The organism is Massilia norwichensis, from assembly GCF_024753245.1.
Classification (GTDB): Bacteria; Pseudomonadota; Gammaproteobacteria; order Burkholderiales; family Burkholderiaceae_D; genus Telluria; species Telluria norwichensis.
In genome coordinates, this window is the sequence record NZ_JANUGX010000003.1 from 182,640 (window position 1) to 194,677 (window position 12,038).

General features: G+C 65.7%; 7 protein-coding genes and 1 pseudogene. 6 read left to right on the forward strand and 2 right to left on the reverse strand.

The genetic code is table 11. The features are described 5' to 3' along the window. Positions 1-3 precede the first annotated feature (3 nt). On the forward strand, positions 4-672 hold the full coding sequence (locus NX782_RS04100) for an HAD family hydrolase (RefSeq protein WP_258844145.1): 669 nt from the start codon (positions 4-6) through the stop codon (positions 670-672). A 25-nt stretch (positions 673-697) separates the two neighbouring features. Beyond that, positions 698-2,251 carry a lysine--tRNA ligase gene (gene lysS, locus NX782_RS04105; RefSeq protein WP_258844146.1) on the forward strand — a complete coding sequence of 518 codons (1,554 nt, stop codon included), beginning with the start codon at positions 698-700 and terminating at the stop codon, positions 2,249-2,251. Between the two features lie 107 nt (positions 2,252-2,358). On the opposite strand, the gene ppnN is transcribed toward lysS, so the two are convergent. Further along, on the reverse strand, positions 2,359-3,729 hold the full coding sequence (ppnN, locus tag NX782_RS04110; RefSeq protein WP_258844147.1) for a nucleotide 5'-monophosphate nucleosidase PpnN: 1,371 nt from the start codon (positions 3,727-3,729) through the stop codon (positions 2,359-2,361). A gap of 242 nt (positions 3,730-3,971) precedes the next feature. On the opposite strand from ppnN, the gene NX782_RS04115 reads away from it, so the two are divergent. The 3 genes from NX782_RS04115 to NX782_RS04125 all read left to right on the forward strand — a co-directional run bounded on the left by NX782_RS04115 (position 3,972) and on the right by NX782_RS04125 (position 6,917). Continuing rightward, a complete protein-coding gene (locus tag NX782_RS04115) occupies positions 3,972-5,474 on the forward strand; it encodes a peptide MFS transporter (RefSeq protein WP_258844148.1) in 1,503 nt (500 codons plus the stop codon). A 70-nt stretch (positions 5,475-5,544) separates the two neighbouring features. Further along, positions 5,545-5,901, forward strand: coding sequence for a translation initiation factor Sui1 (locus NX782_RS04120; protein ID WP_258844149.1), 357 nt, complete (start codon positions 5,545-5,547; stop codon positions 5,899-5,901). 158 nt (positions 5,902-6,059) lie between these two features. Continuing rightward, the gene (locus tag NX782_RS04125) at positions 6,060-6,917 is read left to right on the forward strand and encodes a PEP-CTERM sorting domain-containing protein (protein WP_258844150.1); all 858 of its coding nucleotides are present in this window, start codon (positions 6,060-6,062) and stop codon (positions 6,915-6,917) included. Positions 6,918-6,962: 45 nt separating this feature from the next. On the opposite strand, the gene NX782_RS04130 is transcribed toward NX782_RS04125, so the two are convergent. Then, on the reverse strand, positions 6,963-9,404 hold the full coding sequence (locus NX782_RS04130; RefSeq protein WP_258844151.1) for a TonB-dependent receptor domain-containing protein: 2,442 nt from the start codon (positions 9,402-9,404) through the stop codon (positions 6,963-6,965). An 851-nt stretch (positions 9,405-10,255) separates the two neighbouring features. Here NX782_RS04130 and NX782_RS04135 point away from each other — a divergent pair. Beyond that, positions 10,256-12,037, forward strand: a pseudogene (locus NX782_RS04135) (putative bifunctional diguanylate cyclase/phosphodiesterase). Position 12,038 lies beyond the last annotated feature (1 nt).

Genomic DNA, 12,038 nt, shown 5'->3' on the forward strand with positions numbered 1-12,038 from the left:
ACGATGGCAAACGCAAAGCGCGCATTCATCTTCGACATGGACGGCACCATCGTCGACAACATGGCCTTCCACACCAGGTCCTGGCTCGAATTCTTCGCCCGCCGCGGCAAGGAATACGACCCGGACGCCTTCTTCCGCGAGACCGCCGGCGCCCAGGGCCGCGAGATCCTGCGCGAGCGTCTCGGCCCGGACATCCCGGACGACGAGATCGCCGTGCTGGCCCAGGAGAAGGATGCGCTGTACCGCGAGATGTACCGCCCGCACCGCGCCGCCATCCAGGGCTTCGAAGCCTTCGTGAGCGCGGCCGACGCCCAGGGCGTGGCCCTCGCCGTGGCCACCTCGGCGCCGCCGAAGAACATCGTGTTCACGCTCGATGAACTCGACCTGCGCCGCCACTTCGCGACCGTGGTCGGCGCCGCCGACGTCAAGCAGGGCAAGCCGCATCCGGACGTGTTCCTGAAGGCCGCCGAACAGCTGGGCATTGACCCGGCCGACTGCATCGTCTTCGAAGACGCGCCGATGGGCGTGGAAGCGGCGCGCCGCGCCGGCATGCGCGCGGCGGTGATCACCTCCACCCTGCCCGCCGAGGACTTCAAGGAATTCGACAACGTGATCGCGATCGTTGGCGACTACGACGAGATCGCCGTGGACGAGCTGCTGGCCCGCCTCTGAACCAATACTAGATAAAACACCTGATATGAGCACCGAAAACCAAGAACAAACCGGCCAGGAAGTCCAGGCAACCTCGCTGCAGGCCGAAGATAACAAGATCATCGCCGAGCGCCGCCAGAAGCTGGACGCCGTGCGCGAAAAAGGCGTGGCCTTCCCGAACGACTTCGTCCCGCAGCACAAGACCGCCGACCTGACCGAAACCTACGGCGGCTGGACCCGCGAGCAGCTGGAAGCCGAGCCGCAGCAGGTGGTGCTGGCCGGCCGCATGATGCTCAAGCGCGAAGCCGGCAAGAAGGCGGCCTTCGCGACCCTGCAGGACGCCTCCGGCCCGCGCGCCGACGGCCGCATCCAGATCTACGTGACCCTGGACAACACCGGCGAGGAAGCGATGGAGGCCTTCCGCCACTACGACCTGGGCGACATCCTGGGCGTGGAAGGCACGCTGTTCAAGACCAAGGTCGACGAGCTGACCGTCAAGGTCACCAAGCTGCGCCTGATCACCAAGTCGCTGCGCCCGCTGCCGGACAAGTTCCACGGCCTGGCGGATCAGGAAACGAAATATCGCCAGCGCTACGTCGACCTGATCATGAACGAAGAGACGCGCCGCACCTTCAAGGCGCGTACCGCCGCGATCGCGTCGATCCGCCGCTTCATGCAGGACAACGCCTTCATGGAAGTCGAGACCCCGATGCTGCACCCGATCCCGGGCGGCGCCGCGGCCAAGCCTTTCATCACCCACCACAACGCGCTCGACATGCAGATGTACCTGCGTATCGCGCCCGAGCTGTACCTGAAGCGCCTGGTGGTCGGCGGCTTCGACCGCGTGTTCGAGATCAACCGTAACTTCCGCAACGAGGGCGTCTCGGTTCGCCACAACCCGGAATTCACGATGATGGAGTTCTACGCGGCCTACACCGACTACAAGTGGCTGATGGACTACACCGAGGCCGTGATCCGCCAGGCCGCGATCGATGCCCAGGGCACCGCCGAAGTCACCTACGGCGGCCGTCCGCTGGACCTGGGCAAGCCCTTCCATCGCCTGACGATTGTCGAAGCGATCAACAAGTACGCGCCGCACTACACCAACGAACAGCTGCACGACGCCGAGTTCCTGAAGGCCGAGCTGCTGAAGTTCGGCGTCAAGCCGCACGTGATCTCGGGCCTGGGCGCGCTGCAGCTGTCGCTGTTCGAGGAAACCGCGGAAGCCCAGCTGTGGGAGCCGACCTTCATCATCGACTACCCGGTCGAAGTCTCGCCGCTGGCACGCGCGTCGGACACCCGCGCCGGCATCACCGAGCGCTTCGAGCTGTTCATGGTGGGCCGCGAGATCGCCAACGGCTTCTCGGAGCTGAACGATCCGGAAGACCAGGCAGCCCGCTTCCAGGCGCAGGTGGCCGCCAAGGACGCCGGCGACGAAGAAGCGATGTTCTACGACGCCGACTACATCCGCGCGCTTGAATACGGCATGCCGCCGGCGGGCGGCTGCGGCATCGGCATCGACCGCCTGATCATGATCCTGACCGATTCGCCGAACATTCGCGACGTGCTGCTGTTCCCGCACCTGCGCAAAGAGGACTGAGTCCTTCCGTCGTCCCCGCGAAGGCGGGGACCCAAGTTCGCAGCAACCCGTAAACTTGGGTTCCCGCCTGCGCGGGAAGTCGTTTCCGGCAATGCCGGGAGCGACGTTTATCTGACCACGCGGTAGCAGGGAATATATTCCTTCCCCGGCAACTTCATCCGGCTCTGCTCCACAAAGGACTGCAGCAGCTTGTCCATCGGCGCCATGATCTCGTCGTCGCCGTGGATCTCGAACTTCCCGTACTTCTCGATCTCGCGGATCCCGTCTTCCTTCACGTTACCGGCCACCACGCCCGAGAAGGCGCGGCGCAGGTTCGCGGCCAGCAGGTGCGTTTCCTGGTTCTTGTGCAGCGACAGGTTGCGCATGTTCTCGTGGGTCGGACGGAAGGGCTTCTGGAACTCCGGGTCGATCTTCAAACCCCAGTTGAAGTAATAGGCGTCGCTGCGCGACTTGCGGTATTCGCGCACCTGGCGGATCCCCTGCTGCATCTCCAGCGCCACCGCGGCCGGATCGTCGACGATGATCTTGTAGCGCTGCTGCGCGCGTTCGCCCAGCGTCAGGCCGATGAACTGGTCGATCTGCTCGAAGTATTCCCTGGCCGCCGCCGGCCCGGTGAACACCAGCGGGAACGGCACTTCGGCGTTCTCGGGGTGCAGCAGGATGCCGAGGATGTACAGGATCTCTTCGGCGGTGCCGGCGCCGCCCGGGAACACGATGATGCCATGGCCGGTACGTACGAAGGCTTCCAGGCGCTTCTCGATGTCCGGCATGATCACCAGGTCGTTGACGATCGGGTTCGGGCTTTCGGCGGCGATGATGCCCGGCTCCGAGATGCCGAGGTAGCGGCCGCCCTGCAGGCGCTGCTTGGCGTGGCCGATGGTCGCGCCCTTCATCGGGCCTTTCATCGCGCCCGGGCCGCAGCCGGTGCAGATGTCCAGTTCGCGCAGGCCGAGCTGGTAGCCCACGTGCTTGGTGTAGTTGTACTCGACGCGGTTGATCGAGTGGCCGCCCCAGCACACCACCAGGTTCGGGTTGCGCTGCGGCTGGATCACGTTGGCGTTGCGCAGGATATGGAAGACGGCGTCGGTGATGCCTTCCGGCTTGTCCAGGTCGAAGCGCGGATTGTCGGTGACCTCGAAGTTCACGTAGACGATATCGCGCAGCACCGAGAACAGGTGCTCGTGGATACCCTTGATCATCTTGCCGTCGACGAAGGCATGCGCCGGCGCGCTGCGGATATCGAGCTTGATGCCGCGCTCGCGCTGAATGATCTTGATCTCGAAATCCTTGTAGCGTTCGAGCAGCTCCTTGCCGTCGTCAATGTCGCTGCCGGAGTTCAGCACGGCGAGCGCGCATTTGCGGAACAGCTGGTACAGGCCGCCCTGGCTGGTGTCGAGCAGTTTCGCCACCTCCGCCTTGGACAGCACCTCGAGCCGGCCTTCCGGCGAAATCAGTGTATCGACAACGTCTTGCGTCATGGTTCCTACCCTTTCTTTGCGATGTTTCTTAGTATCTTTCACGCCAATATACGACAAGTCACCGCAGTTTGCCCCCACGCTTGCGCAGGCATTGCATGTGCATATGGCGGGGCCGGAAAAAGTTGCCTTCAAGAGCAGGATTTCCTCTAAAATGCGACGCTATTGGATTTGCGCCTTCATGCAATGCGGGCACTCCATCCAACCATTCTTATTCTTATAAAACGTATTTGGGGAGGAACCGCATGAGCGGTGCAGCTACTTCTACCGTCGAACAGAAAGCGATCCCGGAATTCAAACAGATCATGGGGCACCCGGCACCGCTGTGGATGCTGTTCATGACCGAATTCTGGGAACGCTTCGCCTTCTACGGCATCCGTTGGGCCCTGGTGCTCTACATCGTCGCCCAGTTCTACGGCGGCAGCGGCGTGGGCCAGGCCGACGCCAACCTGACCTACGGTTCCTACCTCGCCCTGGTGTATGCCGGCGCGGTGTTCGGCGGCTACATCGCCGACCGCGTGATCGGTTACCAGCGCTCGATCCTGGTCGGCGCCGTCTTCATGGCGGTCGGCCTGTTCGCGATTACCGTGCCCAATCCCGACGTCTTCAAACTGGGCCTGGCCACGATCATCGTCGGCAACGGCATGTTCAAGCCGAACATCTCGACCATGGTCGGCCAGCTGTACGGCATCAACGACCAGCGCCGCGATTCCGGCTTCACCATCTTCTACATGGGCATCAACACCGGCGCCTTCTTCGCACCGATCCTGACCGGCTGGCTGGCCGACGCGATGGCCGACAGCACCGGCGTACCGGCCTACAAGGTCGTGTTCTTCGCCGCCGGCATCGGCATGCTGCTGTCGCTGATCTGGTTCCAGATCGGCCGCAAGGGCCTGAAAGGCATCGGCGCACCGGTCGGCGAGCTGGCCAGCCCGGCGCGCCTGGCCGCCGTGGTGATCGGCGCCATGGTCGTGATCCCGGGCGTGTACTTCCTGCTGAAACTCGGCGCCAACACGCTGCAGGGCATCCTGACGGTGCTGTTCATCGGCCTGGCGCTGATGCTGCTGGTCGAAGGCATCCGCAACGGCAAGGTCGCGCGCGACAAGACCATCGCCATGCTGATCATCTTCTTCTTCAACGTGATGTTCTGGTGCTTCTTCGAACAGGCCGGCAGCTCCTTCACCTTCCTGGCCGAGAACATCGTGCGCCGCGACTTCGGCGGCTGGATCTTCCCGACCGGCTGGTTCCAGTCGGTGAACTCGATCGCGATCATCGTCTGCGCGCCGATCGTGGCCGCAGTGTGGGTCAAGATGGGCCGCGCGAATCCGTCGATCCCGCGTAAATTCGGCCTGGGCCTGCTGTTCAACGGCCTGGCCTTCCTGCTGCTGATGTTCGCGCTGCAGCAGCTGGTCGGCGCCGACAGCAAGATCCCGTTCTGGACCCTGTTCATGGTCTACGTGATCCAGTCCATCGGTGAGCTGTGCCTGTCGCCGATCGGCCTGTCGATGGTCACCAAGCTGGCCCCGACCCGCCTGGTCGGCCTGGGCATGGGCGGCTGGTTCCTGTCGACCGGTATCGGCAACAACCTGTCGGGCATCTTCGCCAGCCACGTGTCCGGCGAGTCGGGCATGACCACCGCCTCGGCGCTGTCGGGCTACACCTTCGGCTTCTGGGCCCTGATCGGCTCGGGCGTGGTGCTGTTCCTGATTGCACCGCTGATTCAGAAGCTGATGCACGGCGTGAAGTAAACGCCGTCTGCTTCGGCTACGATGAGATGGCGGCCTGCGGGCCGCCATTTTTATTGACACTGGAACGATCATGAAGAACGATTCGAACAGCCGCCTCGTGTATTCCACCGAGACCGGCCGCATCTGCCCCGACTGCCGCCAGCCGGTCGCGAGCTGCGCCTGCAAGGCCGCCCCCGTCATCAAGGGCGACGGCGTGGTGCGCGTGTCGCGCCAATCCAAGGGCCGCGGCGGCAAGACCGTCACCCTGGTCAAGGGCCTGGCGCTGGACGCGACCGCCCTCGCCGCGCTGGGCAAGCAGTTGCGCAGCGCCTGCGGTTCCGGCGGCACGGTGAAGGATGGCGTCATCGAGATCCAGGGCGACCACTGCGACCTGGTGCTCGGCGCCTTGATCAAGCAGGGACACGATGCGAAACGCAGCGGCGGCTGACCTGTCGGAAATATTTACAGGACGCCAGACTGGCCCGGTTTGTAAAATGACGAAACTGACGAATGTTCTTCTGATTCAAGGGCTTGCGTAAATACACAGGCGGGTGGCATAGAGCTTGCATTGCTCCAGGTATCATTCCTAACAGGGGTCCTGGCACCATGAAATCTCTTACCGCTTTCGTCATTTCCGCCACCGTCAGCCTGGCGGCCAACGCTACCCCCGCGATCAAGCTGCCCACCGGTCCGCTCTACCTGAAGTTCAGTGGGCAGGAACAAATCGCAATCAACAAGGCGAGCACCTGGACCGACGGCAAGGAAATCAATTGGGGCGTGTTCATCATGAGCACGATCGAGAAGGGCGACGTCGACATCCCGAACGATGAAATCGACCCGAACGGCGACATCTTCTTCGTCAACGGCGCCCAGAAAAGCCAGATCACCGGCATGTTCTACGGCATCGAGCGCGGCACGCCGTCCGCCACCAATCCCTTCCCGGCGACCAAGGGCTACATGGACTTGTACTGGCGCGACCTGTCCGTCATGAGCAAGACCTCGCTGGCCTCCACCGCCAACGGCATCCGCTGCGGCTACAGCTGCGCCAAGGGTTACACCGAAGGCACCTTCCTGGCCCGCCTGATGTTCGACACCGGTATGGACACCGGCAATGCCCTGAATACCATCGTCGGCAGCAAGGTCCCGAGCAGCAAGGGCTTTTCCGGGGTGGCCGATTCGTATGCGTCGGTCGACATGCGCAAGCAGGGCCTCTGGAGCAAGCAGCTGGACTCGGACTATTTCCACACCAAGCTGGGCATGCGCGACCTGCGCTTCAAGAACAGCTATAACTACAACGCTAAATGGAACGGCAAGACCGACGTGCTGGGCGCGCGCCTGGACGATCCGGGCCAGGCTTATGTGCTGCCCGAGCCGGGCGCGCTGTCGCTGTTCGGCCTGGCCGGCCTGGGGCTGATCGCGGTGCGCCGCCGCAGCCGCGCAACCGGCAGCAAAGCCGGCCGCTGAGACGGCGGCCGCGCGGCCGGGCGATGGACGCGCCCGGCCCTGCCCTTATTTTTCCTGCTTCTGCGCCGGCGCTTGCGGCCGCGGCTGCGGCTGCGGCTGCGACTGCGCCCGCTCCATCTCCTGCGCGCGGCGCATGGCTTCGCGCGCGCCCGGGCTGTTGACGTCGACCCCGGCCGCCTGCATCGCATTGCGCACCGCATCGTTGCCGGTCACGCCGCCGAAGGTGTAGCGCAGGCCGACGTAGACGCGGCGCTGGTGCACCTCGGTGTTGGTGCGGTCGCGCAGGGTGTCGGTCTCGACGCGGAACTTCTGGCCGGTCGAGTTCAGCAGGTCGTTGGCGCGCACGCTCAGCGACAGGCGCTTGTCGAACTTGTGCTCATACGCGAGCGTCATCATGCCGAAGGGTTCGCGGTAGCCCTCTCCGGACAGCAGCTTGCCCTGGCGGAAGCCGAACACCGACAGCGTGTTCTCCGGATTGATCATCCACTGGCCGCCGCCCTGCAGCTGCAGCGATGGCGAGGAACGCTTGTCGCCGGTCAGGCCCAGCGCGCCGACGCGGTCCTGCTCGATGAAGCCCCAGTTCCCGTTGAACATGAAGCGGATGCTCGGCAGCGCATGGCCCATCACGCGCATGCTCGGCAAGGTCATGCCCATCAGCGAGAACTCGATGCCGCCCGAGCGGCGGTCGCCCAGGTTCTCGCGCGTGGTCAGCAGCGTGTTGGCATCCAGGAAGACGCGGCGCTCGGTGATCACATCGGACTCGCGGCGCAGGTAGCCGCGCACGCTGGCCGGGGCCAGGCCCATGATCTTGGTCTCGTAGCCCAGTTCCAGCGAATGCAGCTTGACCGCGTGCAGGCGCGGATTGCCCGAGCTGACGTAGTAGTCGTTGGCGTAGTTGACGAAGGGGTTCAGCTCCGCCGAGCCGGGACGCGAAATGCGGTCGGCGTAGGACAGGCGCAGGTTCGAATTCGCGTCCAGCTTGTAGGTCAGGAACAGGCTGGGCAGGTAGCTGGTGTACTGGTTCTTCGCCTGGATGCCGCTGGTAACCTGGTCGAGGTCCTGGTCGGTGCGCTCGACGCGCAGGCCGCTCTTGAAGGACCAGGTTTTATTGATCGGCATTTCGTAACTCGAATAGACCGCGACCACGTCCTGGTCCAGGTCGAACAGGTTGCTGCGCCGGGTGTCCAGGCCGCCGGCGCCGCTCAGGAACACGTAGCGGTTGTCGGCGGTCTGCTGGGTGCGCTGCCAGCGTCCGCCGGCGGTCAGGTAGCCCGGCCCGGCCTTGCCGGTGAAGTCGGTGCTCAGGTCGGTGATGCGCACGCGCGTCTCGACGTCCTGGGCGTAATCGCGCAGGCTGGGCGCGCCGGCGGCCGGCATCGCCAGCGCCTGGTACAGCGTGCTGGTGTCGGCGGTATTGGTGTTGGACGAGCGGCGCAGGTCGACCTTCAGGGTCTCGCCGTCGGCGGCGAAGCGGTGTTCGAAGCCGGCCACCAGCTCGTGGTTCAGGGCGTCGCCGTCGGTACGGCGGCGGGTCAGGTAATCGACCACCGGCGACTGGCTGGTGCGGAAGTCGGTGAAATGCTCGTTCGCATCGCTGTCGTTGCCGCGCTTGTTGATCGACACCGAGCCGGTCACGGTATCGCGCTCGTTGTAGTTGTAGCGCCCGCCCAGGCCGGCCTGGACGAAGGTGTTGACGCCTTCGCGGTGGGCCTCGTTGCGCAGGCGGCTGATCGCGCCGGTGGCCGGGTCGATGCGCTCGCGCAGCTGTTCGGTGTCGGTGTCGTTGCCGTCGCGGCGCAGGTTCAGGCTGCCGTTGACCGAGGCGTAGCCGGCGCTGTAGCTGCCGTTGGCGAAGGCGGTGCCGCGTCCGCCCGGCGCCACCGTGCCGGCGACGGTGCCGTTGCCGCCCGGCTTGGTATAGCGGCGCGAGATCAGGTTCAGGATCGGGCCGCCGCCCGCTTCGTTGCCGAATTCCGCGCCCGGGTTGTTGATCACCTGGACCGACTCGTAGTTCTCGGCCGGCAGCGCATTCATGGCCGCGGCGCGGTTCTCGCCCTGCAGCTGGGCGGTCGGCTTGCCGTCGATCAGCACCGTGACGCGCTCGCTGCCGCGCAGACGCACGGTGCCGTTCGGATCGACGTTCACCGACGGCACGTTGTTCAGCACGTCGCCGATCGACGCCCCAGCCGTGCTGGCGTCGTTCTTGATGTCGTAGACCTGGCGGTCGACGCGGTTGCTCGAGCGCTCGCTGACCACGTTCACGGTGGCGATCGGGCCTTGCTGGGGCGCCTCGGCCGTCGTCGTGCCCGCCTGCGCGGCGACCGCCTTGGCGGCTGGCTGCGGCTTCGCAGCGGCCGGCGTGGCGGTGGCCTGGTCCGCAGCCGCCTGGGTCTGCGCCTGGGCATGCAGGCTCAGGCATAGCAGGGCGATGGCGGCGGGGATGGTCTTGCTGGCGGAACGGGGCACTGACGCGGAATGGCTGGACATATGTATGTGAAAGTTGATGAAAAACAAAAATATTAACCGCAGGAAAATATCATCTTTTGTAATGACATGCCAGTACCGTCGTTCTCGGTTAAACGCCGCCGATGGAGAATCGTCGCTTCAAACGCACACTTCTCCAGGACTTGTTATTTGTGTGTGCAATAAGCGATTATTATTTCAGCTCTCGATTGAATTGCCCGTTAGTAAGTGCCTGCCATACCATGCTTGGCCAGACCGCGCAGCCGCGCCAACGCCCCGTCATCCACCTCCTGAACATCCTCGTACTGGCCTGCCTGCTGCCGGGCGTGGCCGGCTGCGCCATTTTCCTGGTCTCGCAATACCGCGAAGAACGGGCGCGCCAGATCGCCGACAACCTGCACCTGGCGCGCGAGATTGGCGACACCATCGATGCGCGGCTGTGGGGGGCCCCGGCCGGCACCGTCCCCAGCGAGCAGCTGAGCGCCCTGCTGATCCAGCGCCGCCTGCCGCCGGGCTGGCTGGCCAGCGTGCTCGACCGCGAGGGCAAGATCGCCGCGCGCAGCCGCCATGCCGCCCGCTTCGTCGGCGACAGCGCCGACGGGATGCTGCGTGCCGCCATCGCCCGCAGCGGCAGCGGCGCGCTGGAGACCGTCACGCGCGACGGCGTCGTCAGCCAGACCACCTTCTCGCGCTCGCCGCTGACCGGATTCACGACCGTGGTCGGGGTGCCGCGTGCGCAACTGGTCGGCCCGCTATACGCCCAGCTGGCCTCGCTGACGGCGCTCGCCGTGGGCCTGTTCGCCGCCGGTCTGCTGCTGGCGCGGCGCATGAGCCGGCGCATCTCGGGCTCGATCCAGTCGCTGCTGCCGCCGGCGATGGCGCTCGGGCGCGGCGAGACGCCGCGACCCGTGCCTGCCCACATCGCCGAAGTGGCCGAGGTCGGCGCCGCCATCGAGCGCGCCGCCGGCCTGCTGCGCGAGCGCGAAGCCGAACTGCTGACCCACCATGAGGAACTGCAGCAGTTCAAGTTCTTCTCCGAGAACGCGAACGAGATGCTGCTGCTGTTCGACGAGCCGGGCCGGGTTCGCTACGCCAACCGCCAGGCCTCGATGCGCCTCGGCTACACGAATGCGGAACTGCTGTCGATGACCATCTTCGACATTGACCGGCCGGTGCGGCGCGAATATTTCGAGACGGTATTCATGCAATGCCGCGAAGTTCCGCCGCCGCCCTTCGAGCGCGTCTACACCTGCAAGGACGGCAGCGAGTTCCCGGTCGAGATCACGGTCACCGTGCTCGAACATCGCGGCGAGTGGCTGATGTACGTGGCGCCGCGCGACATCAGCGAGCGCCTCCAGGCCGAGCAGGCGTTGCGCTGGGCCGCCACCCACGATGCCCTGACCGGCCTGCCGAACCGCGCCAGCGCCTTGGCCCTGCTCTACGAGCGGCTGCACGGCGTGGGTGCCGGCGCGCACACCGGCGGCGCTGTGCTGTTCGTCGACCTCGACCGCTTCAAGCCGGTCAACGACATCCACGGCCACGATACCGGCGACCGCGTCCTGCAGGAAGTCGCGCGCCGCCTGCAGACCTGTCTGGCGCCGGGCGACCTGCTGGCGCGGGCCGGCGGCGACGAATTCCTGGCGATCCTGCCCGATGCGGCGCGCGGCGCCGCGGTGGCGCGAGCGCTGCTGCGGGCGCTGGTGGAACCGATCCGGGTCGGCAACGTCGAGGCGACGCTGTCGGCGTCGATCGGCATCGCCCACATGCCCGAACACGGCGACAGCGCGGCCGCGCTGCTGCACGCAGCCGACATGGCCATGCTCGAGGCCAAGCAGTCCGGACGCGCGTCCGCGGTCGTCTATTCGCCCGAAATCGGCAGCCGCGCCCAGCGCACGCGCAGCGTCGAAAAGCAGCTCCAGCAGGCGCTCGATCACGACGGCCTGGTGCTGCACTACCAGCCCATCGTCAATTTGGCCACGGGCGAAGTGGACGGCGTCGAGGCGCTGGTGCGGCTGGTGGACACCGACGGCACGGCGCCGGGACCGGGGATCTTCATCCCGGTGGCCGAAAGCTCGGGCCTGATCCTGCCGATCGGCGCCTGGGTGGCGACCGCGGCCTGCCGCCAGCAGGCCGCCTGGCAGGCGGGCGGCCAGCCGCTGGACATATCGGTGAACGTGTCGGCGCTGCAGTTCCGGCGCCCCGCCTTCGCCGACCGGGTGCGCGCGACCATCGCCCGCACCGGCATCGATCCGCGCCGCCTGGTGATCGAACTGACCGAGACCGCGCTGATGGAAAACCTGGCCGAGACGGCGGCGATCCTGCGCGAGGTGAAGTTGCTCGGCGTGCGCATCGCCCTCGACGATTTCGGCACCGGGTAATCGAGCCTGAGCGTGCTGTCCTCGCTGCCGCTCGACAAACTCAAGTTCGACCAGTCCTTCGTGCGCCGCATCGACAGCGACCATGCAAGCCGGGCCGTCATCGATGCCGTGATCGCGCTGGGGCAGAGCCTCGGGCTCGAGCTGGTGGCCGAAGGCATCGAGACCGAATCGGCGCTGCAGTACCTGCGCGAACGCGGCTGCCAGCAGGGCCAGGGCTATTATTTCAGCCGCCCGCTGCCCGATGCGCAGCTGCGCGCCTGGCTCGGGCGCGAGCGCTAGC